Genomic DNA, 25,575 nt, shown 5'->3' on the forward strand with positions numbered 1-25,575 from the left:
GCCGAAGGCAAAAATCGGCTATAATGGTGCCCGATTGGCTCGGGAGGGACCGCTATGGCACAGAAGAAGGCGCCGAAGAAGAAATCGACCGCCCGCAAGGCGGGCCCCGGTCCACGGGAGCGCGCTATTGGGGCGGCCATGGTCCTGGCCGAAACCCAGGGCTGGAGCCGGGTCACCCTGGCCGATATCGCCGATGAAGCGGGGATGTCTCTGGCCGAGATATATGTGGTGTTTCCGTCGAAGGCGGCGATTCTGGCCGGCCTCTCGCATCATATCGATGAAATCGTGCTGGCCTCGGATTCCGGCGATCTGGCGTCGGAATCGGCCCGCGACCGGTTGTTCGACGTGCTCATGAGGCGTCTCGACGCGCTCGATGCCTACAAACCGGCGCTGGCCAATGTCTTGCGCGATTGTTGCACCGATCCGGTGTCGCTGGCCTGCGCCGGCTGCGGCGTCCGGCGTTCGATGGCCTGGATGCTGGAAGCGGCCGGCCTGTCGAGCGCCGGTTTGCGGGGCCGGCTTCGGGTCAAGGGGCTTTCGGTGCTGTGGCTTTTGACCCTCCGCACCTGGTTCCGCGACGACAGTCCGGACATGGCGAAGACGATGGCGGTGCTCGACCGCAACTTGGGCCGGGTCGACGCGGCGATCGGCCGTTGTCGCCGCCGGCGGAGTGACGACGAGGCGGCGACCGCCGCCACCGCCACCTAGATCACCGACTGGCAGCAATTCACGCCTGCGACAACCTGTCGCATATTGTGCACTGCAACATTTTATTGACGATCGGTCCTCCAGGGGGCATATTCGCTGTAGAAATTGTGCACTGCAACATAGTTGCAATACTGGAGATTTGAAATGGCAAAAACCACGAATGGCGCGTTTGGCGAATTCCCCTTCGCAACCGCCGATTTCACCAAAGTTTGGGGCGACTTCAAGGTCCCCAGCTTTGACATTGACGTGTTCCTGGTAGCGCAGAAAAAGAATTTCGAAGCTGTCAGCGCGGCCAATAAGCTCGCGGCCGAGGGCCTGCAGACCGTCGCCCGGCGCCAGGCCGAGTTGGTTCAGGAGTCGGTCGACGCCTTCCAGAAGGCGTCACAGGAACTGATGGCGATCACCGAGGTTAACGACCGTGCCGCCAAGCAGGCCGAACTGACCAAGGTTGCGTTCGAGAAGAGCCTGGCCAACGCCAAGGAGCTTACCGACCTGGTCTCGAAGTCGACCCACGAGACCTTCGATGTCGTCAACAAGCGCGTTGTCGAGGGCATCGATGAGGTCAAGACCGCGATCAATGACCTCCACGCCTAAACTCACGCTCAGGTGAGAAATTCGGGGCCGACCTTTGGGTCGGCCCTTTTGTTTGCGGCCGGTCGGCTGGTGGGATATCGTCCGCCGCCGCAACGGGAGGCCGGCATGCCCGAGATAACGTTCGACGATTTTCTCAAGGTCGACATCCGGGTCGGCACCATCATCAATGCCAGGCCGTTTCCCGAGGCGCGCAAACCCGCTTTCATTCTGGAGGTCGATTTCGGATCCGAGATCGGCGTCAAGAAATCGTCGGCTCAGATCACCGCGCATTACCGCCTGGAGACCCTGGTCGGCCGGCAGGTCGCCGCCGTGGTCAACTTCCCGCCGCGGCAAATTGGCAAGATGATGTCGGAGGTCTTGGTCCTCGGATTTCCCGACGCCGACGGCGAGGTCTGCATGGTCAGCGTCGACCCAGCGGTTCCCAACGGTGGCCGTCTCTACTGAAAATCGCGACCGGGCAATGCTTACCCGCGACCGCCCATCGCCGTGCCGTGAATGCGCCGAGCCGGCGGCGGCCGCGGTGGCCGGCGGGTCGCAGTCCTCGACCCGCACCGACCGGTCCACGGTTAATTCATGCGCCCCGTATTCGACAGGTGGATGTCCGCCAATTGGGTGTAGGACTTGTCGAGCGCGAGCTCGATCCCGGCGTCGGCACCGGTTCGCGTTGTACCGCTGGCCATCTCGGCAACATGGTACTCGAAGCCATGAGGCAGCTCGATGCGGGCCCGGTGCTCGGCGCCGGAGACCGGATTACGGATCGGCTCGGCGGTAATCTCGACCACGCCCGGAATGCTCAGCTTGCCGGTCCGGCCATCGATATCGAGGTCGAAGCTGATCGGCGCCACGATCGGGTCGAGGAAGGTCGTGGTCATGGCCGAAAACACCGACCACATTGTCGTCATCGGTTCCGTGTTCTCGCCGCGCATGATCTTGAGCATGGCCTCGCGCTGGGCTTCGCTCGCGGTCTCGTCGACGATATGTTGGATGGTGCCGTCGCCCTCGTGGATGGCCTTGGGCCAGGACGCAATCATGGCGGCTCGCATGCCGTTGAGCGAGACGTCGCCGTATTGACCCTCATCGATCCGGTAGCCGACCGCGGCGCGGCAATCGCCATAGGTCGGCAGGGCATTGAATTGGCACGGGCAGCCGTAGTCGCAATTGCAGTTGGCCAGCTCCTGACCCTTCACATACCACTCCGTCATCTTATTCCTCCATTTTTCTCTTGTTAGAGGCCCACTCGCGACGTTGGAAGATTAGCCCAACGGCGTCACCGACTCAATTCGGTCGGCCGGCCGCGGCCAAAACGCCGGCGAGGCGCCGGGTGGCGTCACCGAGAGCATCGGGAGAGGCGCAGGCAAAGCCGAGCAGCAAGCCCTGTCGAGGGGGGCTCTCGGCGTAATGGCGGGAAAGGGCCGGCGCCATGATCCCGGCGCCGGCGGCGCGTGCCGCCGCCTCGACGTCGCTCATTCGTGCAGCGAGCTCGTCCGTCAGATAAGCGACCAAATGCATGCCGCCGTCCTGCGGCGGCGCCGTGAGCCGACCTTCGAGCTCGCGCCCGACCGACGCGACCAGCGCCTGTTGGCGTTCGGCGTAGAGGCGGCGCATGCGGCGGATATGGGACGCGAACCGGCCGTCGGCGATGAACGCGGCGAGCGCCGGCTGCGCCACGGTCGAGGCCTGGGCGCCGAGGCTTCGCCTGGCCGCCAGCACGCGTTCGGCGAGCCGTGGCGGCGCGACCAAGTAGCCGAGCCGCAGGGCACGGAACATGACCTTCGAAAAGCTGCCGACATAGACCACCCGCTCACCGTCGTCGAGGCTCATGAGCGCGGCCTGGGGCCGTCCGGCATAGCGGTACTCGCTGTCGTAGTCGTCCTCGACGATCCAGCCGCTCTCGCCCCGCGCCCAGTCGAGCAAGGCCAGGCGGCGGCTCAGGCTCATGGTTGTGCCGAGCGGGAATTGTCGCGACGGTGTCACCACCGCGAGGCCGGCGCCGGGCCGGAGACGCCGGGCCAAATCGACGTCGAAACCGTCGTCGTCGACCAGTATCGGGGCCGCCTCGAGCCCGGCGCTGCCGAGGGCATCGCGGACCGCGCGGTATCCCGGGTCCTCGACCCAGGCCAGTCGCGAATCAAGGCCGAGCGCTCGGCCGAGCAATGCGATCGCTTCGCCGACGCCGGCTGTGACGATGACCTGGTCGGCGCCGCATTCGATGCCGCGCATCGCACGCAGGTGGCCGGCGATCGCAGCCCGCAACGCCGGCAGACCGCCCTGGCCGCGATCGTGGAGCAAATGCGAATCGGGACGCCGCCATGTCCGCGCCAAGAGACGCGCCCATTCCGCCGCGGGAAAGCGATCGGCATCCGGGGCGCCGGGGTCGAACGGCCGACCGCTAAGCGACGGCACCCCCTCGGCGGGCGGCGTCTCCGGGGCGGGTCCCCCGCTGCGATGCGGCAGCTTCCGGTTCAACAACGCCTCCGGCAGGGCCGGTGGCACGAACATGCCCGACCCCGCGTGGGCGTCGAGATAACCCTCCGATCGCAGATGGTCGTAGGCGGCGAGCGTCGTCGTCCGCGATACTCCGATGTCGGCCGCCAGACCGCGCGAGGACGGCAGGCGCGCACCGGGCGCAAGGCGTCCGTTCAGGATCAGATCCCGGAATTGCCGGTAAAGCTGCAGATACGCCGGTTCCGCCGCGGTGCGGTCAATGGCGACGGTCAAGAGAGCCGGGTCCGCATCCATCGAATCACGGTGTTCACAAACTGGTATTAAGAGATTATCAGAAATTGGCTATTTCGATAATGCCAATCAGGCTTTAGCAGTAGGCCGATCCAACCCCGCTGCGAAAGGGAGTACCGCCATGAGCCAGCAACCGCCTTCCGATCGCGTCCGGTTGCGCCGGGTCCACGAACGGGCACGTTACGATCGCGACGCCATCGACGCCGTGCTCGATGCCGGCATGTTGTGCCATGTCGGTTATGTCTTCGACGGCGCCCCCTATGTCACACCAACACTGTATTGGCGCGAAGGCGATCGCGTCTACTGGCACGGTTCTTCGGCCAGCCGCATGCTGCGGGCGGTCGACGGCGTCGAGGTCTGCCTGACGGTCAGCCACAATGACGGGCTGGTGCTGGCTCGCTCGGCGTTCCACCATTCGGTCAACTACCGCTCGGTGATGCTGCTCGGTCGTGCCGACAAGGAAACCGACAGCGCGCGCATGATGGCCCATCTCGAGACCTTCATGGAGCGGATCCTGCCCGGGCGCTGGGCCGAGCTGCGGCCGCCGCTCGACAAGGAGATCAAGGCGACGACCATGCTGTCGATGGCCATCGACGAGGTGTCGGCAAAAATCCGCAGCGGGCCGCCGGTCGACGACGACGAGGATTACGACTGGCCGGTCTGGGCCGGAGTAGTACCCTTTCACGCCATCGCCGGCCCGCCCGAGCCGGACCCACGGCTGCTGCCGGACGTGCCGTTGCCGGCATATATCGGCGCCGTCAAGCCAGGATAGCGCGTACCACAGCGGTCCGCAGCGCCGGGTCCGTTTGCCGATAATCGCCGGTCACCGGCCACGAAGGCGGGCTGACCGATCCGCGAATAGCCTCGTCGGCGCGGCCGTCAGTCGCCATCGCCGCCGTTCCACGGGCGCGCCGCGAAAATCCCGACCAGAGGTCGCTATTCGTGCATAAAGGGTCGCTACACAAGACATTGGCCTTCGAAGCCTGTGTTGGCATATGATCTCCTAAGGGAGCCTGTGCGCTATGCCGCGCACGCACGAGCAGGGGATGATGGCGATGGCAGAGAAGAAATCGGGACATGTGGCGGAGCGCGGCATTTGGAAGGGTCTTCACCCGGCCATGGGGCTTGCGTCCAAGGGAATGGTTGCGGCGTTTGTCGTCTTCACCGCCCTCAACGTCGAATTCGCCAATTCCATCTACTCCGCGATCCGCGGTTGGATCGAGTCGGCGCTGAACTGGTACTACATCAGCGCCGTGGTCGTCATGCTATTCGTGTGCTTCTACCTGATGTTCAGCCGCCACGGTAAGGTCAGGCTCGGCGACGACGACAGCAGACCCGAATTCAGCAACTTCTCCTGGTTCGCCATGCTGTTTTCGGCCGGCGTCGGAATCGGGTTGCTGTTCTTCAGCATCGCCGAGCCGATGTTCTATTTCGACAACACGCAGCCTTGGGGCTATCCCAACAATCCCTTCGCCGACCACGCGCTGGTAACCGAGATGACCGCGGACCGCGCGGTCTATGCGATGCGGGTGACATACTTCCACTGGGGATTCCATGGCTGGGCCGTCTACACGGTGATTGGCCTCTGTCTGGCCTATTTCGGCTTCCGCAAGAAGCTGCCGCTGACCCTGCGCTCGGCGCTCTATCCGGTCATCGGCGACAGGATCTACGGGCCGGTCGGCCATGCGGTCGATCTGCTGGCAGTCTTCGGCACGGTGTTCGGTGTCGCCACCTCGCTCGGCCTCGGTGTCAGCCAGATGGCGACCGGGCTCAATGTCCTGTTCGGCGTCGATCCCGGCACGACGACACAAGTCATACTGATCGCCATCATCTCCATCGTCGCGACAATGTCGGCCGTGTCCGGTGTCGGCAACGGCATTCGAATCATTTCCGAATGGAACATTTGGTTGAGTGTCGTGTTGCTCGCTTTTTTCCTGTTTGGCGGTCCGACCAAGTGGCTGTTGGGCTTCTTCATAACCACGGTCGGCGACTATCTGTGGAACGTTATTCCGATGGGTTTCCAGACTTTCAACTCGCCGGGTGACGCGGCGTGGCAGGGCGGCTGGACCATCTTCTATTGGGGCTGGTGGATCTCCTGGGCGCCGTTTGTCGGCATGTTCATCGCGCGGATCAGCCGCGGCCGCACGATTCGCGAGTTTATGGTCGGTGTGATGTTCGTACCGACGACGCTCGCCTTCTTCTGGCTCTGCATCTTCGGCGGCAACGCGATATACTTGGAGTTGAACGCGGACGGCGGCGTCGGAACGGCGGGTATCGCGCAATTGATCCGCGATTGGAACCTGCCCGCGGCGCTCTACGGCACCATCGAACGGGTGACCGACCTAGCCTGGTTGAATTGGGCGATGGCGGCGTTGGCGACCTTCCTGCTGGCGACTTGGTTCATCACCTCATCGGATTCGGGCACCCTCGTCATCACCACCATGCTCAGCATGGGTGACGACAATCCGCCGCAGAGGTTCCGCATCATATGGGGGGTCGGCGAAGGCTTCGTGGCGGCCGTCCTACTACTTGCCGGCGGCTTGAAAGCGCTGCAGACCGCCTCCATCGCGGCGGCATTGCCGATCAGCGTGATCATGCTCCTCATGAGCTGGGGCATCGTCAAGTCGCTGAACGAGGATTCGAGTGCGGTCGCCGCGCCGACCAAGAAGGAAGCGCCCGACGGCACGAGCCTCAGCGGGGAACTGCACGCCTGATCGCGCCGGGCGGCGAATGGTCGTGATCGAATTGGAGGGATAAGAGATGCGTTGGTATTCCTTGGCCGTGGCCTTTGGCCTGTCCGTTCTGCTCTTGCTGCCCAATCCGTCTGTCGCGCAGACCGGGCCCAGCAAGGATCTGACCGTCGTCTCCTGGGGCGGCAGTTACACCAGGAGCCAGATGCTGGCCTACGTTCAGCCGTTCCGCCAACGCATCGGCGAATGGGTGTCGATGGAAACCTACAACGGCGGACTCGATGGGATCCGGGAACAGGTCGAAACCGCCAACGTGACCTGGGATGTGGTGGATTTCGTGCTGTCCGATCTCATCCGGGCATGCCGCGATGGCCTGGTCGAGAAAATAAACCACAACACCCTGCCGCCCGGTATCGACGGCGTGTCGGCGGCCGAGGATTTCATACCCGGCGCGTTCACCGAATGCGGAGTCGGTCAAACGATCTGGTCCAACGTCATCGGCTATGACAACAAGATTTTCGGCAACGATCCCCCGACCCAGCTGGCGGATTTTTTCAACGTCACGAAATTTCCTGGCAACCGCGGCATCAGACGCGAACCGCAGGTGATCATGGAGTGGGCGCTGATGGCCGACGGCGTGGCGCCGGACCAGGTCTACCAGACGCTGGAATCGGAAGAAGGCCAAGCGCGCGCGTTTGCCGTCATGGACAAGATCAAGTCGAGCGTCGTGTGGTGGGAATCGGGATCGCAACCAGTCGCATTGCTCGAATCCGGCGCGGTCGTCATGACCTCGGTCTGGAACGGGCGCATGTATCGCCCCATCGTCGAGGAAGGCAAGGACTATTCGGTGTTGTGGGACGGCCAGATCTGGGACATCGATTCGTGGGGAATTCTCAAGGGAACGGTGAATCGCAGCAAGGCGATGGACTTCATTCGCTTTGCCACCAGCTCCCGCCAGCTCGCGGAACAGACCAAATACATTTCCTACGGGCCGGCGCGGAAATCGTCGATGGCGCTGATCGGGGATAAGGTCAAGGCGATGCTGCCGACCGCCCCCGAGCACCTGACCAACGCGCTGCAGACCGACGCCGCGTGGTGGGCGACCCACCAGGACGATCTGTCGGCAAAGTTCGAAGACTGGTTGGCCGGCGGCGGCCGAGGCCTGTCCGGAACCGCGCGCTGAACGGCGCACCCATTCGCTGCCGCGCGAAGCCGTCCCGACCACTACGGGTTGGTGGCGATCTCAAGCCGGGTTTCTAAGGCCGACCGACTTCGTCTGTCTATGCCATCGCTCGCACCGCCGGCGCGGCGCGGCGGCTGAGAGTTCCTACAACGGCAATGTAAGTTGGGCACGCAGGCCGCCGAGCGGCGATTTGCCGAGGCGGATGTCGCCGCCGTGACCTCGGATCACGTCGCGAGCGATGGTCAACCCCAGCCCGGTGCCGCCGGTTTCCCGATTGCGCGACGGTTCGAGCCGGTAAAAGGGTTTGAACACACCCTCGTACTCCTCTTCCGGAATGCCCGGACCGTCGTCGTCGATGGTGATCTCGACCGCGCCGTTGTGGCGGCCGGCTTCGATCTCGACGTGCTTGGCGTGGCGCTGGGCGTTGGTGACCAGATTGGTGACACTGCGCTTGATCGCCACCGGCCGCACCGGCAGGACAATGCTTGAATCGGTGACCAGCCGGATCTGGCTGCCTTCGCGCCGCGCGTCATTGACGACCTCGCGCAGAATTTCGGCGAGGTCGGTATCCTCGGACGCCTCGGCGCCTTCGCCGCGGGCGAAGGCGAGATAGCCCTCGAGCATGGTCTCCATCTCGTCGACGTCATGCTTGAGGGCCTCGACCTCCGGCGACTGGCTGAGCATGGCGAGCTGCAGCTTGAGCCGGGTCAGCGGCGTGCGCAGATCATGCGAGACACCGGCCAACATTTCCACGCGCTGGCTCATCTGGCGCCGGATGCGTTCCCGCATGGTGAGGAAGGCGGCCGCGGCCTGGCGCACCTCGGCGGCGCCGGACGGCGTGAATCCGGGCACGTCGCGGCCTTTGCCGAAGGCGTCGGCGGCGCGGGCGAGGCGGCGGATGGGGCGGGTTTGGGTGCCCATGAACGCGGTCGCGACAAGGAACAGGATCAGCGATGTGGCGCCCATCCAAAGCACGAAGATGTAGGTGTTCGACGTTGCGAAGCGGGTTTCGGGGACGACGATTCGGATCGTCCCCGCCGGCGCCTGGACATCGACAAAGACCTCGCGCGGATAGCGCTGACCGTCGATCCGATAGGGCGGTGGCAGCAGCTTGTCGAGGGCGGCGGTGAGGAAGTAGGGGGCGGACCATTTGGAGACGAAGGCGGGTTCGTCGGAAATCGTCTCGCCGTCGCGGTAGAGCACCTGCATGCCCATGCGTTCCTGCGACTGGGTCATCATCCAGGCCTGGTTTTCACCGCCGGGAAAGTCGCTGAACTGCTGAGCGATGACCGCGATGTCGCCGGCAATCGCCTCCGCGATTCGCGTATTCACCAGGTACCAGTGCGCATTGTAGAAGAAGAACGCCATCACTACCTGGATCACGATCAACGGCATGACGATGATCAGCAGCGATCGGGCAAGCAGCGTTTTCGGCAGCAGGCGTTTTACGTGTCGCCACATCGCTTGGGCGCCGATTCCGTAGCGATCTAATCCGGACGCAGGATGTAACCGCTGCCGCGCAGCGTTCGCAGATAGCGCGGCACCTTGGGATTGCTCTCGATCTTGCGCCGCAACCGCGCGATATGGACGTCGATGGTCCGCGTGTTACCGTGGATCTGGCTGCGGTGGGTCAACTCCTCGCGCGAGACCGCCCGGCCGGCGTTCTCCGCCAGGACACGCAGCAGCCGGATCTCGGCATCGGTCAGGCGGATGACGTTGTTGCCCTCGCGCAACTCGTCGCGGTCGAGGTCGAAGCGCAGCTCGCCCAAATTGACTTGGGTCTGAATCGCGGTCTGGGGCGGCGCCCGGCGCAGGATCGTGCGGATACGAAGCAACAGCTCGCGCGGCTCGAACGGCTTGGCGAGATAGTCGTCGGCACCGGCCTCAAGTCCGGCGATGCGGTCCTCCGCCTCGCCCATCGCGGTCAGCAACAGGACCGGCACCGCGTTCTCCGCGGTGCGCAAGGTACGGGTAAGCTCCAGTCCGTTTTCCCCCGGCATCATGACGTCGACGACAATGAGATCGAATTGCAGGGCCTCGATCTGAACCTTCGCCGCCGCCGCATCGGCCGCGGTCGACACGCGGAACCCATTTTCAGTCAGATATTTACTGAGCAGTTCCCGCAACCGGCGATCGTCGTCGACGACAAGAATGTGGGACGTTTCCTGGGTCACGAAATCAGCATACGGAAACAAGGAGTTATTGGCTAGGGGGGACTCGCGTTTGACACAATTCGCCGAGGTTCGGAGAGAAACCGAACGCAACCAAGGCGCGGTATCGCTAGCGCGTGAACCGGGGCCGGTCGTCGGCATTGATCAGGCCGAGCAGCACCTTGCGAAAGCCGTCGACCGCCTCCGCCCCGGCACCGCGATAGGCGCCCGCAATCAGGTCACGCTGGCCGCGCGACAGCCGTTCCTCGAAGGCGACGCCTTTTTCGGTCAATTCGAGCAGCCGCTGGCGGCGGTCGGTCGGTCCCGGGCGCTGAAGGATGTAGCCCTGGCCGATGAGCTGCCCGAGCACCCGTGACAGGCTCTGCTTGGTGATCCTCAGTATGGCGAGCAGCTCCGAGACGCTGATCGCCGGGTTGCGGCCGACGAAGTGGATCACCCGGTGGTGGGCGCGGCCAAATCCGTACTCCTTGAGGATCGCGTCGGGCTCGGCGGTGAAGTCGCGGTAGGCGAAGAACAGGAGCTCCATCGCTTGCCGCAAATCCTCGTCGCGCAGGAACAGAGGATTGAATCCGGATTTTATGTCAGTCATGTTGACATATATGCCGTGGCCTGCTACCGATGGCAAGCATTTAACGAAAACACGGTCATATGCGATATAAAATTTCGTTACGGCTGGCGTTGTTGTAATAACCTTAACGGCAGGATCGAGAATATGTCACTCATACCCTTCGACGACCGCGACGGCGTGGTTTGGTTCAATGGCAAGATCACGCCCTGGCGCGATGCCAAAGTTCACGTCCTGACGCACGCGCTGCACTATGCCAGCGCCGTATTCGAGGGCGAGCGGGTCTACAGCGGTCGCATATTCAAGCTTGCCGAGCATAGCCAACGCCTGCTCAATTCGGCGCGGATCCTCGATTTCGAGATCCCCTATAGCCGCCAGGAGATCGACGATGCCTGCCGTCTCATCGTCGCCGAGCAGAACATCCACAACGGCTATGTCCGTCCGGTCGCATGGCGGGGCGCCGAAATGATGGGGGTCTCGGCCCAGCACACGCAGATCAACCTGGCCATCGCGGCGTGGGACTGGCCCGCCTATTTCACGCCCGAAGCGCGCCTCGAGGGCATCCGTATGACCTTCGGAAAGTGGCGGCGGCCGGCGCCGGAAACCGCGCCCACGGCAAGCAAGGCCGCCGGTCTTTATATGATCTGCACCTTGTCCAAGCACGCCGCCGAGGCCGAGGGCTACAACGACGCGTTGATGCTCGACTACCGCGGCCGGATCGCCGAGGCCACCGGGGCCAATTTCTTCATGGTGGTCGACGGCGTCATTCATACGCCGACGCCGGATTGTTTCCTCAACGGTATCACCCGGCGCACGGTGATCGATTTGGCCCGGCGGCGCGGCTACGAGATCGTCGAGCGGGCCATCATGCCGGACGAATTGGAGACCGCGAGCGAGGCGTTCATCACCGGCACGGCGGTCGAGGTGACGCCAATCCGCGAGATCGGTCCTTATACGTTCGAGGTCGGAGAAATCACCCGTCAGCTGATGGCCGACTACGACACCGAGGTGTTGCGCGACGACGATTCGACGGCGGCGGCAAGCGCGTCGGCGGCTTAGGCGTCACGACGCCGAACGACACCGGTCCGGATTGAAATCGACCGGCGGCCGGACGGTCGCTGACTGGATACGGATCGGCATGAACAGAACGATCCCGATTTCGATCTGTCGACGCCTCCGGTCGGCCGCTGAAATGTCACACCGCAAGCCATTCTTGTATCTCGGAAAACGCTTGCCTTGAACGTCCGGTGACTTCATAGTTCGCCGCGTGACTGCCACAATTCGTGCCTTTGGATTGGCTTGGCCGTACTCGGTCTAAGCGTTTTCCTGCCGAACCCGTGGCACCACCTACGAGCGCCGGAACCGTCGTTCCGGCGTATGTCCCTGGGTTAGAAAGAAGCAGGAAATGGCGACTGGAACTGTAAAATTCTTCAACACCACGCGTGGCTTCGGATTCATCACCCCCGACGATGGCTCGAAGGACGTTTTCGTTCACATCTCGGCGGTCGAGAAATCCGGGCTGGGCTATTTGTCGGAGGGCCAAAAGGTCAGCTTCGACGTTCAGCCGGACGCACGGGGCCCAAAAGCCGTCAATCTACAGAACGTCGAAGGGTAAACCTTCGGCAGGGCCAAGCGCGCGCCGCCTGGCGGCGAGTTTAGCTTTCCCACCTGTAAACTGAACCGGTAATTCGCCGTCGCGTCGCAGCGGCGGCGTGGCGCGTGTGCGTGTCGCGGCAGGCTTGGTCCGACACCGATTTACGCTTCAGTCTTCGCGCCAGCGGGCGGCGGCGGTGTCGTCTTCATGGCGGGCGTCGACCCACTTCGGACCGTCCGGCGTCTCCTCGAGCTTCCAGAACGGCGCCTTGGTCTTCAGCCAATCCATCAGGAAGGCGCAGGCTTCGAACGCGGCGCGGCGGTGGGCCGAAGCGGTAACCACGAGGACGATCTGGTCGCCGGGTTCGAGACGTCCGAAGCGATGAATGATCAGGCACGCCGACAGCGGCCAGCGCTCGCGGGCCTCGCGTTCGATGGCGGCCAATTGCTTTTCGGTCATTTCCGGATAGTGCTCGAGGGTCATCGCGCCGACCGCGGCGCCGTCGGCGCTATCGCGAACCAATCCGCTGAACGAGACGATCGCGCCGATATCGGGTCGCCCGGCGCTCAGCGCCTTGATCTCGGCGCCGACGTCGAAATCCTCTTGCTGAACGCGAATCATGACGCGCGACTAACCGCCGGTCACCGGCGGGAAGAACGCCACCTCATCGCCGCTCTTGACCGGGTGATCGAAGTCGGCGAATTCGTGATTGACGGCAACACGGATAATCTTGGTGTTGGCCAGGGCCTCGCCGTGGCCTTCGCTTTGCGTTTTCAACCAGTCGATCAAGGTTCCGACGGTCGTGACCTCGGCGGGCGGCGCCACCTCTTCGGCGGCGATTCCGGCGCGCGTCTTGAGCCAGGCGAAATAGAGCACCTTCATAGGCGAAACTCGCTAAACGGCAGATAGTCCACCATCGTCCCCGCCTTTAACTGGGTCAAGTCCTCAGGCAATTCAATGAGCCCATCGGCTTCGACCATCGACGACAGGATGCCGGCGCCGGCGCGGGGGAATTTGGCCGCGACCCAACCGCCGGCACCATCGTCTTCGAGCCGCACCCGGACCCATTCGCGCCGTTTGGTCTTCTTGCGATGGTCGAACCCGGCGGTGACCTTGAAGAGGTGCGGCGAAATATCGCCGGCGCCGGCCAGGCGGAGAATCGCCGGGCGCGCGAAACGGAGGAATGTCACCATCATCGCCACCGGATTGCCGGGCAGGCCGACGAACGGCACCCGGTCGACCTGACCGAGGGCCATGGGCCGGCCCGGCTTGATCGCCAGCCGCCAGAAATGCAGCGCGCCGAGCGCCTCGACCGCGGCCTTGACGTGGTCCTCCTCGCCGACCGACATGCCGCCCGAGGTCATGATGAGATCACTCGACCGCGCCGCCAGGTCGAGGGCATCGCGGATGGCTGCGAACTCATCGGGGAGTATGCCGAGGTCGATGACGCGGCAGCCGAGGTTGTCGAGGAGCGCGGTCAGCGTGTGACGATTGGAATCGTAGACGTACCCGGGCGGCAATTCCTCTCCCGGTTCGCGGATCTCGTCCCCGGTCGAGAACAGGGCCACCGTCAAGGGCCGGTAGACTTTGAGTGCCGTCCGACCGACCGAGGCGGCCAAGCCGAGATCCTGCGGCCGCAGGCGCTGGCCGACATGCAGAATCGTATCGCCCTCGGCAATATCTTCGCCCGCGTTGCGTAGATTGGCGCCGCGCTTGATGCCGGGAGCGATCTCGACATCACCGTTGGTCTCGCGGCAGTCCTCCTGCATCAGGATGGTGTCGGGGCCCTCGGGGACGGGCGCACCGGTAAAAATACGGATCGCTTGGCCACGCCCGACGGTGCCGTCGAACGGATGACCCGCCGCCGCGCGCCCGACCACCGGCAGACGGGTATCGGTCTCGCCGCCGAGGTCGTCGAAATGGACGGCGTAGCCGTCGACCGCCGAATTGCGGTGCGGCGGAACCGAGATTTCGGCGACAATGTCTTCGGCCAGAACCCGACCCAGCGCTTCCCGCAGCATTACCGTTTCCACCTCGCAGACGGTGGTCAACCGCTCCTCAAGTAGGGCCAGCGCCTCGTCGGTCGGCATCAATTCGCCGCCACCGGCAAAGCAGTCATCCGAGAGTTGCGCCATTGATCGTCCCTATTTGAGATCGCAGTGGGCGATCACGAAATCTGCGACGGCACTAATATCATTGAGATCGATGACCGGGATATCAAGCCCCGGCACGGGCGCGTCCGACGCCACCGCGACGACCTTGGGGTCATGATGGCACAGCAACGGCTTGCCGACCGCCGGACGGTGGACCTCGAGCTTATCGTAATCGTCTTGCTTGAAGCCTTCGACCAGGACCAGGTCGACCGGCGCCAGATTGCCGATCAATTCCGCGCTCGTCGGTTCGATTTCGCCGCGAATCTCGTGCATCAGCGCCCACCGTCGCGGCGACGAGACCAGGACTTCGGTGGCGCCGGCCCGGCGGTGCTCATAGCTGTCCTTGCCCGGCTGGTCGACGTCAAAGCCACGATGGGCATGTTTCAGGGTAGACACCGACAGGCCGCGTCCGACCAACGCAGGCAGCAGGTTGACGACAAGCCTCGTCTTGCCGCTACCGCTCCATCCGGCAAGGCCGAAAATCTTCACGTTCGAAAAGTCTCCGGCTGCTGGTTCGTATTAGCGCTCTAGCGCGTGACGCCGGCCGACTTGGCGCCGTTGCCACGGTCAGCGGAAGGGCGCCCCTTCTTGTCGTCCACCATATAGGGTGCGCTGGCGCGGAGGTAGTCGTATCCGGTCACGAACGTCAACAGAGCCGCGAGCCACAGCCCCAACTCGCCGATGAACTGAACCGGGATGAAACCGGGGCCGGCATCGCCGACGATGAGGAAGCCCAGCGCGACCATCTGAATTCCGGTTTTCCACTTCGATAACGTGGTTACCGGCAGGCCGACCTGCAGGCTGGCCAAGAACTCGCGCAGACCCGAAACGATGATTTCACGGCATAGGATGATGACCGCCGGCAGCACGGTGATCAGCGACATGCGGTCGAAGGCGACCAACATCAGTATCACTGTTACCACCAGGAGCTTGTCGGCAACCGGATCGAGGAAGCGTCCCAGGTTCGATACCAGCTGGCGGCTGCGGGCGATGTAGCCGTCGAAATAGTCGGTGATGGCGGCCATCGTGAACAGAGCGCAACAGGCCCATCGCGCCGCGTCGCCGTCGACAAAGAACAGCGCCACGATCATCGGAATGACCGCAATCCGCGACAGCGTCAGCATATTCGGCAATGACGTAATCATTGCACCCCGTCTTTCGACACCTCGTTCGGCTCCACGCCGGCAGGCTCCATACTACCCATCCGCATGAAAATGATCATAAACTTTTTTTGCTACCGATTTGCTAATCCCGGCGACCGCTTCGAGATCGCCGAGTCCGGCCTTGGCGACTCCGGCCGCCGAACCGAAATGATTGAGCAGTGCGCGTTTGCGGCGTGCGCCGATACCGTCGACCTGATCGAGAATCGATGTTCCGATCGCTTTCGAGCGGCGGCCGCGGTGGCTGCCGATGGCGAATCGGTGGGCTTCGTCCCGGAGCCGCTGAAGAAAATACAGAACCGGGTCCTTGGGCGGTAACGAAAAGCTCCTCCGGTCCGGCATATGAAAGGATTCGCGGCCGGCATCGCGGTCGGCCCCTTTTGCGATGGCGACCAACGCGAGGTCCTCGATGCCGAGATCGGCGAGGACCGCAAGCGCGGCATTGAGCTGACCCCGTCCGCCATCGATCAGCACCAGGTCCGGCCAGTGCTCGGCGCTGCGTTCCGGATCCTCTTTCAGCGCGCGGGCGAACCGCCGCCGCAACACCTCTCGCATCATGCCGTAATCGTCTCCGGGCGCGATCGTGCCCGGCCCGCCGTCACGTGCCGCGGACTTGATGTTGAACTTGCGATAGGCGTTCTTGATGAAGCCGTCCGGCCCGGCCACGACCATGCCGCCGACCGCATGGGTACCGCCGACATGGGAGTTGTCGTAGATTTCGATGCGCTGCGGCCGGCCGTCGAGACCGAACACCTCGGTGACACCATCGAGCAGCCGCTGTTGCGACGATTTTTCCGCCAGGTGCCGCGCCAGCGCCTCTTCGGCATTGGCCAGTGCGTGGTCGACCAGCTTCCGTTTGGCGCCGCGCTGCGGCGTCCGGATATCGACGGCGTGGCCGCTGTGGGCGCGCAGGGCTTTTTCGATCAGGGTCAGTTCCGTCGGCACGAGGCTCAGCAGAACGGTCCGCGGCACCGGCTTGTTGTCGTAGAACTGGCCCAAGAAAGCCGCCAATACGCGGTCGACCAGCTCGTCGGGGTCGTGGCGCGGAAAGTAGGCGCGGTTGCCGTAATTGCGACCGGCGCGAAAGAAGAAGACCTGAATACACGTGCGGCCGCCGGTCTGATGAATGGCGATGACGTCGGCGTCGCCGACCCCGGCCAGGTTGATGTCCTGCTTGGCCTGAATCTGGGTCAGCGCCCGGATGCGGTCGCGGTAGGCGGCGGCCGCTTCGTAGCGCAACTCGGCACTCGCCGCTTCCATCCGGGTCGCCAGCTTGCGCTGGATCTGCTGGCTGCGACCGGAAAGGAACTGTCGCGCCTCTTCGACCAGCGCGGCGTATTCGGGCTCCGAGATGTGTCCGACACAGGGGGCGGCGCACCGCTTGATCTGATAGAGCAGGCACGGCCGGCTGCGGCTCTTGAACACCGAATCCGAGCACGAGCGCAGCAGGAAGGCGCGCTGCAGCGAGGCCAGGGTGCGATTGACGGCGCCGGCGGAGGCGAAGGGGCCGAAATACTCACCGGGCGCCGAACGGCTGCCGCGATATTTGACAACCTGGGGCCACTCGCCGTCGGCGGTGAGAAGAATATAGGGAAACGATTTGTCGTCGCGGAGGAGAACGTTATAGCGCGGTTTCAGTTTCTTGATCAGGTTGCTCTCGAGCAGCAATGCCTCGACTTCGGTATGGGTCACGACAACTTCCACCGACTGGGTCTCGGCGATCATGCGGCGGAGACGAACCGGCAGCTTGCCGACATGGGCGTAGGTCACCACCCGCTTGCGCAGGTTCTTGGCCTTGCCGACATAGACCGCGTCGCCCTTTCGGTCGAGCATGCGATAGACGCCGGGCCGCGACGGCATCGTCTCCACGGCGGCCCGGACGACGGCGCCGCCGCGGTCGAGTTGAGTGGTCAAATCGGTCGATGCGGTTTCATTCATGGCGTAGGCCCGATTGTCCGATTTGCCGGCCGACGGTCAATGGCGGCTTCGCGTGCGGCCTCGAGAACTCGATCGTAGCGTCGTTAACTTTTTGTTAACCATAACGGAAAATCGGCGCCAATCACGCCCCGGCAATCGGCTAAGCGACTGAAATCGGCGGACTTTGATCGGCGCCAGATAGATATCCACGATTTCTGTGGGTAAGTTTGTGGGAAATGGCCCCGCGCGGGAAGCAGGTCAAGCATCCGCCTCATATTCTCCTCATTGCCTAATTTTTAGGCACATATTCTAACTAAGTGAAATATAATGATAAATTCTGCCGATATGGCCATGAATCTGTCACAATCCGGCGAGTTTCAGATTCGTTCGCGACCGATTGGAGGCGCAATTGGCACTGTGTACAAATGACTGATTTTGGTAACGGTTTTTGCCGCCTCGCGATCGCTTAGGCGCCACCGTTGAACCGTTCTATTTCGACACCGACGCTTTCGGCATCGGACAGCGCCTCGAGCTTTTCGATACGCACCCGCGCGATCGCGACGCGATGGTCGGCGAGGCACATGTCGGCGATGCGCTCGGCCAATGTCTCGACCAATCGAACATGGCCCTCGGCGACGATGAGGCGGACCCGGTCGGCGATCCGCTCGTAGCAGACGACATTGGCCAAGTCATCGTCGGCCGAGGCATTTCCCTCGTGAACCGACAGGTCCAAATTGATCCGTACCTGCTGCTGGCGCCCGTGCTCGTGATGATGCACGCCGATATCGGCGGGAAGAACGAGGTCGCGTACGAATACGTGACGTGTTCCGGCGCGCCCGTCGGCGAGGGGAAAGGGTTGTACGACATTGGACCGGCTCATCTCGTACCTCGTCGCGTCTCGGCCGCTCTTGCCGGCGGCCCGTCGGTCAACCGTCGGCGGCGACGATCTCCTGGGGTTGTGCCCAGCCGAGATGTTGGCCGCCGTCGAGGGCTATCATTTGCCCGGTCATCGAAGGTGTCGCAAGGATAAAGCGTACCGCACCGCAAATTTCCCCGGGCGTGGCGCCGCGCCGCAGGGGCATGGCAAGCGCCTGCCGTTCGAACTGGTCTGCACTCTGGTGCTTGCTCGGCAGGGTCGGTCCCGGTCCGATCCCGTTGACCCGGATCCGCGGGGCCAACGCCAGCGCGAGCGTCCGGGTCAGCGTCCATAGACCGGATTTGCTCACGGTATAGGACATGAAATAGGGCGTCAGGCTCCACACCCGTTGGTCCAGAAGATTGATGATGTTGCCATCGCCTTCCGCCGGAAGCTGCCGCGCGAAGTTCTGCGACAGCACGAAAGGGGCCCTGAGATTGACGTCCAAATGCCGATCCCACGACTCGCGCGTCGCCGTGTGATGAAGGTCCATTTCGAAGGTCGAAGCGCAATTGACGAGACAGGTCAACGGGCCCAAGGCGTCGGCCGCCTTTTCGACCAGGGGCTGGACTTCGGCCTCGTTCGACAAGTCGGCGCCGATGGCAACCGCCCGGCCGCCACCGGCGGTGATCTCGGCGACCGTGTTCTCGGCGTCCTCCTTGGAGGCGCCGTAATGCACGACCACCGCCCAGCCGGCGGCGGCAAGATCGAGCGCGATGCTGCGGCCGATCCGCTTGGCGGCGCCGGTCACCAACGCGGTGCGAGGGTCAGATTTGTTCGTGGTCATGGCTCCGAACTATGACGACGGTCAACGCCTTCAGACATGGTTGGGCATCCCCGAAAACCCCAAGAATTGCGCGGCGACGAAACCGACATAGACGATCACGAAAACGGTTCCCGTGACGCGGCCCAGTTTCCGTCCGGAAATCATGTAGGGCAGTAAGACGAGGACGGCGCCCAGCATGATCCAGAAATCGAAGGTCAGCATAGCCGGGACGACGGGCACCGGGGCGGTGATTGCCGCCGCCCCGAGCACGCCGAGGATATTGAACAGATTGCTGCCGAGCACATTGCCGGCGGCGATATCATCGTGCCCCCGCGCGACCGCCACCAGAACCGTCGCCAGCTCCGGCAGCGACGTGCCGAACGCGATCAGCGTCAAACCGATGGCCGACTCCGAAACGCCGAAGAACCGGGCGATGTCGATGGCGCCCATCACCAGAAGCTCGGATCCCACAACGACGGCGATAAGACCACCGAAAAGCAGGCCGGCCGCATAAGCCGTCGTCGACGGAACGCCGCTCACCTCATCGACTTCGCTGGCGTGGGTCGCCCGGGCCGGCGCGCGCCGCTCGGTGTGATAGCAATAGTAGAGGAATAGCGCCAACAGGGTCAGGAACAGAACACCGTGAACCGCCGTGTATTCGCCCAGGGCGCCGATTACGATCATCAGGACGGTGGCGGCCAGGACACTGATCCCGTCGCGCACCAGCCAGGGGGTCGTGCAGACGATCGGACGGACGATCGCCGCCGCGCCGAGAACCATCATGATATTGCAGACGTTGCTGCCGACGACATTGCCGAGGGCGATTTCCGACGCGCCGCGGAGCGAGGCCGTCACGCTGACCACCAATTCCGGCGCCGAGGTTCCGAATGCGACCACGGTCAGCCCGATGACCAGCTTCGACACGCCCAACCGGCTGGCCAACCCGACCGCACCGCGGACCAGGAACTCGGCGCCAACGAGCAGGATCACGAGCCCCACGACGACTAGGACGAACATCATGGGCTTGTGCAGCCTCGAATTGGATTACCCCTCACCGCGTGCGACGACTTGGCCCCACCATCGCGGCCCGAGCGACCGGCGACCCCGGGAGATAGGGGACAGGCGGATGCCACGTCAAGCGGCGTATGACCCGTTATCCGATCAGCGCCGCCGCCCACGGCGTCCTCTGCCTTTGTTCGGCCTGCTGCCGGGGTCGGCGTAACGCGACGCGACAACGCCAAGATCTTCGGTTTCGAGGCGGCGGATCTCGTCACGCAGGCGCGCCGCTTCCTCGAACTCGAGGTCGGCGGCGGCGGCCCGCATTCGGGTCTCGAGATCGGCCACGTAGTCGGTCAGGTCCTTGCCGACCAAATGCTTCATTTCGCCGTCGCCGGTCGGCACGGTGACATGGTCGCGTTCGTAGACGCTCTCGAGGATGTCGCCGATTTGTTTCTTGATGGAGGCCGGGGTGATGCCGTTTTCGGCGTTGAACTTCTGCTGTTTTTCACGCCGCCGGTTGGTCTCCGAGATGGCCGTCTTCATCGATTCGGTCATCTCGTCGGCGTAGAGGATGGCGCGGCCTTCGATATTGCGGGCGGCGCGGCCGATGGTTTGGATCAATGACGTCTGCGACCGCAGATAGCCGGCCTTGTCGGCGTCGAGGATCGCGACCAGCGTGCATTCGGGAATATCCAGGCCCTCGCGCAGCAGGTTGATCCCGACCAGTACATCGAACACGCCGAGGCGCAGGTCACGGATAATTTCGATGCGCTCCAGCGTGTCGACATCGGAATGCACGTAACGCACCTTGAGCCCGGCTTCGTGCATATAGTCGGTCAGGTCCTCCGCCATACGCTTGGTCAGCGTCGTGACCAGCGCGCGCTGCCCCTTACGCGCCAGCTCGGTGCACTCGCCAAGCAGATCGTCGACCTGGTTGGCGGCCGGGCGGATTATGACCACGGGGTCGATGAGCCCGGTCGGCCGGATGACCTGATCGATGAAGACGCCGCCGGTGCGGCGCAATTCCCATTCGCCCGGCGTCGCCGACACGAATACGGTCTGCGGCCGCATCTTCTCCCACTCCTCGAACTTGAGCGGGCGGTTGTCGATGCACGAAGGCAGGCGGAAGCCGAACTCGGCGAGGGTCGACTTGCGGGCGAAGTCGCCGCGGTACATGCCGCCCAATTGGGGAACCGTGATGTGGCTCTCGTCGACGAACAGCAGGGCATCCTGGGGCAGGTATTCGAACAGGGTCGGCGGCGGTTCGCCCGGCTTGCGCCCGGTCAGGTAGCGCGAATAATTCTCGATCCCGGCGCAGGAACCGGTCGTCTCCATCATCTCGAGATCGAACGTAGTGCGTTGCTCCAAGCGCTGGGCCTCGAGCAGCTTGCCGTCGCGGTTGAGCTCCTCGAGATGCGCCTTGAGCTCGATCTTGATTTGGCCGGCGGCCTGTTGGAGCGTCGGTTTCGGCGTCACGTAGTGGCTGTTGGGATAGACCTTGATCTGGTCGAGCGACTGTCCCTTCTCACCGGTCAGCGGGTCGAATTCGGCGATCGACTCGATCTCGTCGCCGAACAGGGACATTCGCCACGCGCGGTCCTCCAAATGGGCCGGGAACAGCTCGACAGTATCGCCGCGGGCACGGAACGTGCCACGATGGAAGTTGCCGTCGTTGCGGCGGTATTGCAATTCGACGAGGCGCCGCAGCAGCGTCGTCCGGTCGACCCGTCGGCCAGCGGCGATCGTGAACGCCATGTCGGAATAGGTTTCGACGGCGCCGATGCCGTAAATACACGAGACGCTGGCGACGATGATCACGTCCCGCCGCTCGAGCAGCGCCCGCGTCGCACTGTGGCGCATGCGGTCGATCTGCTCGTTGATCTGCGCTTCCTTCTCGACATAGGTGTCGGTCCGCGGGACATAGGCCTCGGGCTGGTAGTAGTCGTAATAGGAGACGAAATACTCGACCGCGTTGTCGGGGAAGAAGCTCTTCATTTCGCCGTAGAGCTGGGCGGCGAGCGTCTTGTTGGGCGCCAGGATCAGGGCCGGCCGTGCCATATGGGCGATGACGTGAGCGGCGGTGAAGGTCTTGCCCGAGCCGGTGACGCCGAGCAGGACCTGATCGAGTTCAGCGTTCTCGAGACCGGCAATGAGCTCCTTGATCGCCTGCGGCTGGTCGCCGGACGGCCGGTAGTCGGAGACCAGCTCGAACGGCGCAGCGGCATCGTCCGCTGTCATCAATGGCGGCAGCGGGCCTTCGCGGAGCAGTGGCGGCGTGGCGGTCCCCATCGCCCTTATATGTCGATACGGACGGGAAATTGCCAGTCCCTTGGACCGCCGTCGGGATGCCCGGGGCGGCGCGGGCCGCGGGCATCCCGCTTGGAGGCCAGGATTACGGCCGTGCTTCGAGGATGAGATTGAACGGCGTCTCTTTGGCGCGCCGCAACTTGGACAATCCGGCCTTGCCGCAGACCTCGGCGAGCCGCGCCTCACCGGCCTGGGCACCAAGCGCTAGGGGGCCGCCCTCGGACAGGGCGTGGGCGCAGTAGATCGTCGTCGACGCCGCGTAATAGAGGCGGCCGACCGGATTGACGTTGTCCTCGACCCGGTCGTTGGCGAACGGCTCGACCAGCATCACGGTGCCGCCGGAGGCCAGCGCGGCGGCGGCATGACGGAGCGCGCGCGCCGGATCGCCCATGTCGTGCAGGCAATCGAAGAAGCAGACCAGATCATAGCCCTCCGCCGGGTAGCCGCCGGCATCGGCCTGGGCGAAGGTGACGCGGTCGGCGACCCCGGCCTCGGCGGCGTTTTCGCGGGCCGCCGCGATCGATCCGTCGTGGGCGTCGAAGCCCCAGAACCGCGAGCGTGGAAAGGCCTCGGCCATGATGATCGTCGAATGGCCGTGACCGCAGCCGACATCGGCGACCCTGGCGCCCGCCTCGAGCTTTTCGGTGACGCCGTCGAGGGCCGGCAGCCACTCCGCGACCAGGCTGCCGCGATAGGCGTTGCGGTAGAACGCGGCGACACCGCAATAGAGACGCCCGTCGTGGTCGCCCCAGGCCACACCCTCGCCGGTGCGGAACGAATCGAGCGCCTTGTCCTCGTCGAACCACATCGACGCCGGCACCTGCCACGCCGGCGGGATGAACACCGGGCTGGTATCGTCGGCGAAGACCATCGCCTGCTCCGCGGTCAGTTCGTAAGTGCTGCTGGACGGGTGATAGGCGACATAGCCGCCGGCGACCTGGGCGTTGAGCCACTCGCGCACGTAACGCTCGGCGCAGCCGCTGCGCCGAGCGACCTCGCCGGGGGTCAGCGGGCCGGCGCCGTCCATCGCCTTGTAGAGCCCGAGCTTGTCGCCCAGACTGACCATGATTCCGGCATAGCCGGCGGACAGGTCGCCGACGACGGTGGCGAGCAGGCCGTCGAGTTTGGTTTGGTCGATAGTCATGTCCAGATTCTCCGTGTTGGGGACATCGGCGCCCATGCGGCGCCAGGGGAGGGCGACCATGGCAGTTGACGCCCCCGGTTGTGAGAGCGAGAATCGTCAATATCGGTTCATTTATGCCAATTCGGGTGCGCCATGACCGAAACCTCCCAGCATGTCAGCCTGATCGCCGTCCCCGATGCCTCGGTATCGACGTTGAGCGGCATCTACGATGTCATGAGCTTGTCGGCGCTGCTGAAGCCCTACGGCGCCGGCGCCCTGCCCGAGGTCACGCCGTTCGAGGTCGAGATCGTCGGCCGGCGGAAGGGGCCGGTCGTTTTGGCCAGTGGCCTCGTGCTCGAAACCCATCGCGGCATCGACGACATCGCTGCGACCGACATCGTCATCGTGCCGTCCTTCATCCTGTCGCCGGCCGGCTGGCAGAAGGGCCGATACCCGGAATTGGTCGCCTGGTTGGCGGCGATGCACGATCGCGGTGCGGTCCTGTGCTCCGCCTGCTCCGGCATCTTCCTGTTGGCCGAAACCGGGCTGTTCGACGGCAAGGATGCGACCATCCACTGGACCTATGCGCAGACCTTCGGCGAGACCTTTCCCGCGGTGTCGCTACGCCCCGAACGAGTCCTGGTCGTCGCCGGCGACCGTGGGCAATATATCTCGTCGGGCGCGTCGACGTCGTGGCACGATCTGGTGCTGTACCTGGTCGCCCGCCATCTCGGCCCCGCCGCGGCGCAACTGGCGGCCAAGTTCTTCGCCTTGCAATGGCACCGCGACGGGTTGGCGCCCTATATCATTTTCGACGCACCGACCGACCACGGCGACGGCGTCGTCGGCGACGCTCAGGCTTGGCTGGCCGCCAACTTTTCAGTGGCCAGCCCGGTCGAGGAGATGGTGCGCCGGTCGGGCGTCGCCGAGCGGACCTTCAAGCGCCGCTTCACCAAGGCCACCGGTTATCCGCCGATCGGCTATGTCCAACGGCTCCGGGTCGAGGAGGCCAAGCGGAGGCTCGAACGCACCGACGCCCCGATCGACGAGATCGGCTGGCAAGTCGGCTACCAGGAGCCGGCCTTCTTCCGCCGCCTGTTCAAGCGCATCACCGGGGTCACGCCGGGCGTCTACCGGCGCAAGTTCAAGGTTCCCGATTACGGCGACAGCGCGGCTTGATGGCGGCGGCGTTCGGTTGGCTATAAGATTTTTCTCAATTTGGGAAAACCCGGACTTGTTCCCGAATTGGGAATGTTCTATATTCTCTCCATGAGGATCATCGCTCGCAGGACCCTCAGGGCGTTCTGGGACCTCTACCCGGACAGCGAAGAGCCTCTGAAAGCGTGGTTCAAGGAAGCCGAGGGCGCCGATTGGGCCACGCCGGCGGCGGTGAAAGCGATGTACGGCAACGCCAGCATTCTCAAAGACAGCCGGGTGGTGTTCAACATCGGTGGCAACAAGTACCGGCTGATCGTGAAGTTCAATTTCGACTACCGGATCGGCTATATCCGGTTTGTCGGAAGCCACAAGGAGTATGACGAGATCGACGCCAATTCCGTCTAGCGGCAGCCAAGGAGCGCAGCGGCAAAATGAAGATCACGCCTATCAAGACCGAAGCCGACTACGCGGCCGCGCTTGCCCGTATCGAGCGCCTTATGGACGCCGCGCCCGATACCAAGAAGGGCGACGAGCTCGATATCCTGACGACTCTCGTCGTCGCCTACGAGGAAAAGAACCACTCAATCGAGGCCCCCGACCCGGTTGCGGCGATTCGCTTCCGCATGGAGCAGCAGGGGTTCAAACAGGCCGACCTCGCGGCGGTGTTGAAATCCGCGCCGAGGGCGTCGGAGGTCCTGAACCGCAAGCGTGCCCTCAGCATGGACATGGTGCGCGCCCTCCACCAGCAATGGCAGATCCCGGCGGAGGTGCTCATTGCCGACTATGCGCTCGACCGCGACGGCGCCTAGAGCAAAATCGGAACAACGCCGCCTGA

General features: G+C 63.9%; 27 protein-coding genes. 11 read left to right on the top strand and 16 right to left on the bottom strand.

From position 1 onward, the window contains the following. Positions 1 to 54 precede the first annotated feature (54 nt). From GY791_15030 to GY791_15040, 3 genes are all read left to right on the top strand, one after another. Positions 55 to 708: a TetR family transcriptional regulator gene (locus GY791_15030; GenBank protein ID MCP4329739.1), complete on the top strand. Its 654-nt coding sequence runs from the start codon at positions 55 to 57 to the stop codon at positions 706 to 708. A gap of 144 nt (positions 709 to 852) precedes the next feature. Then, positions 853 to 1,302 carry a phasin family protein gene (locus GY791_15035; protein MCP4329740.1) on the top strand — a complete coding sequence of 150 codons (450 nt, stop codon included), beginning with the start codon at positions 853 to 855 and terminating at the stop codon, positions 1,300 to 1,302. 105 nt (positions 1,303 to 1,407) lie between these two features. After that, positions 1,408 to 1,746, top strand: a complete 339-nt coding sequence (locus GY791_15040) for a tRNA-binding protein (protein ID MCP4329741.1) — start codon at positions 1,408 to 1,410, stop codon at positions 1,744 to 1,746. Between the two features lie 122 nt (positions 1,747 to 1,868). Here GY791_15040 and GY791_15045 read toward each other — a convergent pair whose 3' ends face one another. Next, a complete protein-coding gene (locus GY791_15045; GenBank protein MCP4329742.1) occupies positions 1,869 to 2,504 on the bottom strand; it encodes a DUF1326 domain-containing protein in 636 nt (211 codons plus the stop codon). Positions 2,505 to 2,577: 73 nt separating this feature from the next. After that, the gene (locus GY791_15050) at positions 2,578 to 4,020 is read right to left on the bottom strand and encodes a PLP-dependent aminotransferase family protein (protein ID MCP4329743.1); all 1,443 of its coding nucleotides are present in this window, start codon (positions 4,018 to 4,020) and stop codon (positions 2,578 to 2,580) included. A gap of 139 nt (positions 4,021 to 4,159) precedes the next feature. Here GY791_15050 and GY791_15055 point away from each other — a divergent pair, with 139 nt between their 5' ends. The 3 genes from GY791_15055 to GY791_15065 all read left to right on the top strand — a co-directional run bounded on the left by GY791_15055 (position 4,160) and on the right by GY791_15065 (position 7,911). Beyond that, on the top strand, positions 4,160 to 4,810 hold the full coding sequence (locus GY791_15055; GenBank protein ID MCP4329744.1) for a pyridoxamine 5'-phosphate oxidase family protein: 651 nt from the start codon (positions 4,160 to 4,162) through the stop codon (positions 4,808 to 4,810). A gap of 283 nt (positions 4,811 to 5,093) precedes the next feature. Beyond that, the gene (locus GY791_15060; protein MCP4329745.1) at positions 5,094 to 6,752 is read left to right on the top strand and encodes a BCCT family transporter; all 1,659 of its coding nucleotides are present in this window, start codon (positions 5,094 to 5,096) and stop codon (positions 6,750 to 6,752) included. Between the two features lie 46 nt (positions 6,753 to 6,798). Continuing rightward, positions 6,799 to 7,911 (top strand): ABC transporter substrate-binding protein, encoded by a 1,113-nt coding sequence (locus GY791_15065; protein ID MCP4329746.1) that lies wholly within the window; start codon positions 6,799 to 6,801, stop codon positions 7,909 to 7,911. Positions 7,912 to 8,055: 144 nt separating this feature from the next. On the opposite strand, the gene GY791_15070 is transcribed toward GY791_15065, so the two are convergent. Genes GY791_15070 through GY791_15080 form a run of 3 tightly spaced genes read right to left on the bottom strand, consistent with a single transcriptional unit; the run spans position 8,056 to position 10,671 of the window. Further along, complete coding sequence (locus GY791_15070; GenBank protein MCP4329747.1) at positions 8,056 to 9,372, bottom strand: HAMP domain-containing protein; 1,317 nt, start codon at positions 9,370 to 9,372, stop codon at positions 8,056 to 8,058. Positions 9,373 to 9,398: 26 nt separating this feature from the next. Beyond that, positions 9,399 to 10,223 carry a response regulator transcription factor gene (locus tag GY791_15075; GenBank protein MCP4329748.1) on the bottom strand — a complete coding sequence of 275 codons (825 nt, stop codon included), beginning with the start codon at positions 10,221 to 10,223 and terminating at the stop codon, positions 9,399 to 9,401. Then, the gene (locus GY791_15080) at positions 10,192 to 10,671 is read right to left on the bottom strand and encodes a MarR family transcriptional regulator (protein MCP4329749.1); all 480 of its coding nucleotides are present in this window, start codon (positions 10,669 to 10,671) and stop codon (positions 10,192 to 10,194) included. Before GY791_15080 ends, GY791_15075 begins: the two co-directional genes overlap by 32 nt. Before the next feature lie 123 nt (positions 10,672 to 10,794). Here GY791_15080 and GY791_15085 point away from each other — a divergent pair, with 123 nt between their 5' ends. Beyond that, positions 10,795 to 11,706 (top strand): branched-chain amino acid aminotransferase, encoded by a 912-nt coding sequence (locus tag GY791_15085; protein MCP4329750.1) that lies wholly within the window; start codon positions 10,795 to 10,797, stop codon positions 11,704 to 11,706. 346 nt (positions 11,707 to 12,052) lie between these two features. Further along, positions 12,053 to 12,262, top strand: a complete 210-nt coding sequence (locus GY791_15090; protein ID MCP4329751.1) for a cold-shock protein — start codon at positions 12,053 to 12,055, stop codon at positions 12,260 to 12,262. Positions 12,263 to 12,409: 147 nt separating this feature from the next. On the opposite strand, the gene moaE is transcribed toward GY791_15090, so the two are convergent. The 11 genes from moaE to GY791_15145 form a co-directional block, all read right to left on the bottom strand. After that, entirely contained in the window at positions 12,410 to 12,862 is a 453-nt protein-coding gene (moaE, locus tag GY791_15095) for a molybdopterin synthase catalytic subunit MoaE (protein ID MCP4329752.1), read from the bottom strand. 9 nt (positions 12,863 to 12,871) lie between these two features. After that, positions 12,872 to 13,123, bottom strand: a complete 252-nt coding sequence (moaD, locus tag GY791_15100; protein MCP4329753.1) for a molybdopterin converting factor subunit 1 — start codon at positions 13,121 to 13,123, stop codon at positions 12,872 to 12,874. Further along, on the bottom strand, positions 13,120 to 14,376 hold the full coding sequence (locus GY791_15105) for a molybdopterin molybdotransferase MoeA (GenBank protein ID MCP4329754.1): 1,257 nt from the start codon (positions 14,374 to 14,376) through the stop codon (positions 13,120 to 13,122). Before GY791_15105 ends, moaD begins: the two co-directional genes overlap by 4 nt. 9 nt (positions 14,377 to 14,385) lie before the next feature. Further along, positions 14,386 to 14,883: a molybdopterin-guanine dinucleotide biosynthesis protein B gene (gene mobB / locus GY791_15110; protein ID MCP4329755.1), complete on the bottom strand. Its 498-nt coding sequence runs from the start codon at positions 14,881 to 14,883 to the stop codon at positions 14,386 to 14,388. Between the two features lie 38 nt (positions 14,884 to 14,921). Next, positions 14,922 to 15,539 (bottom strand): CDP-diacylglycerol--glycerol-3-phosphate 3-phosphatidyltransferase, encoded by a 618-nt coding sequence (gene pgsA, locus GY791_15115; protein ID MCP4329756.1) that lies wholly within the window; start codon positions 15,537 to 15,539, stop codon positions 14,922 to 14,924. Positions 15,540 to 15,590: 51 nt separating this feature from the next. Further along, complete coding sequence (gene uvrC, locus GY791_15120) at positions 15,591 to 17,492, bottom strand: excinuclease ABC subunit UvrC (protein MCP4329757.1); 1,902 nt, start codon at positions 17,490 to 17,492, stop codon at positions 15,591 to 15,593. A 445-nt stretch (positions 17,493 to 17,937) separates the two neighbouring features. Continuing rightward, positions 17,938 to 18,351: a dihydroneopterin aldolase gene (gene folB / locus GY791_15125; GenBank protein ID MCP4329758.1), complete on the bottom strand. Its 414-nt coding sequence runs from the start codon at positions 18,349 to 18,351 to the stop codon at positions 17,938 to 17,940. Between the two features lie 46 nt (positions 18,352 to 18,397). Beyond that, positions 18,398 to 19,174, bottom strand: coding sequence for an SDR family oxidoreductase (locus GY791_15130; protein MCP4329759.1), 777 nt, complete (start codon positions 19,172 to 19,174; stop codon positions 18,398 to 18,400). 30 nt (positions 19,175 to 19,204) lie between these two features. Next, positions 19,205 to 20,173: a calcium/sodium antiporter gene (locus GY791_15135; protein ID MCP4329760.1), complete on the bottom strand. Its 969-nt coding sequence runs from the start codon at positions 20,171 to 20,173 to the stop codon at positions 19,205 to 19,207. 141 nt (positions 20,174 to 20,314) lie between these two features. Continuing rightward, the gene (gene uvrB, locus GY791_15140) at positions 20,315 to 22,441 is read right to left on the bottom strand and encodes an excinuclease ABC subunit UvrB (protein MCP4329761.1); all 2,127 of its coding nucleotides are present in this window, start codon (positions 22,439 to 22,441) and stop codon (positions 20,315 to 20,317) included. 103 nt (positions 22,442 to 22,544) lie between these two features. After that, positions 22,545 to 23,603, bottom strand: coding sequence for a class I SAM-dependent methyltransferase (locus GY791_15145; protein ID MCP4329762.1), 1,059 nt, complete (start codon positions 23,601 to 23,603; stop codon positions 22,545 to 22,547). 132 nt (positions 23,604 to 23,735) lie between these two features. Between GY791_15145 and GY791_15150 the strand changes: the two genes are divergently transcribed. The 3 genes from GY791_15150 to GY791_15160 all read left to right on the top strand — a co-directional run bounded on the left by GY791_15150 (position 23,736) and on the right by GY791_15160 (position 25,549). Next, positions 23,736 to 24,761 carry a helix-turn-helix domain-containing protein gene (locus GY791_15150; protein ID MCP4329763.1) on the top strand — a complete coding sequence of 342 codons (1,026 nt, stop codon included), beginning with the start codon at positions 23,736 to 23,738 and terminating at the stop codon, positions 24,759 to 24,761. A 90-nt stretch (positions 24,762 to 24,851) separates the two neighbouring features. Continuing rightward, entirely contained in the window at positions 24,852 to 25,145 is a 294-nt protein-coding gene (locus tag GY791_15155; protein MCP4329764.1) for a type II toxin-antitoxin system HigB family toxin, read from the top strand. Positions 25,146 to 25,171: 26 nt separating this feature from the next. Continuing rightward, positions 25,172 to 25,549 carry a hypothetical protein gene (locus GY791_15160; protein ID MCP4329765.1) on the top strand — a complete coding sequence of 126 codons (378 nt, stop codon included), beginning with the start codon at positions 25,172 to 25,174 and terminating at the stop codon, positions 25,547 to 25,549. Positions 25,550 to 25,575: the final 26 nt, after the last annotated feature.

It is taken from the genome of Alphaproteobacteria bacterium, from assembly GCA_024244705.1.
In the GTDB taxonomy this organism is placed as follows: domain Bacteria; phylum Pseudomonadota; class Alphaproteobacteria; order JAAEOK01; family JAAEOK01; genus JAAEOK01.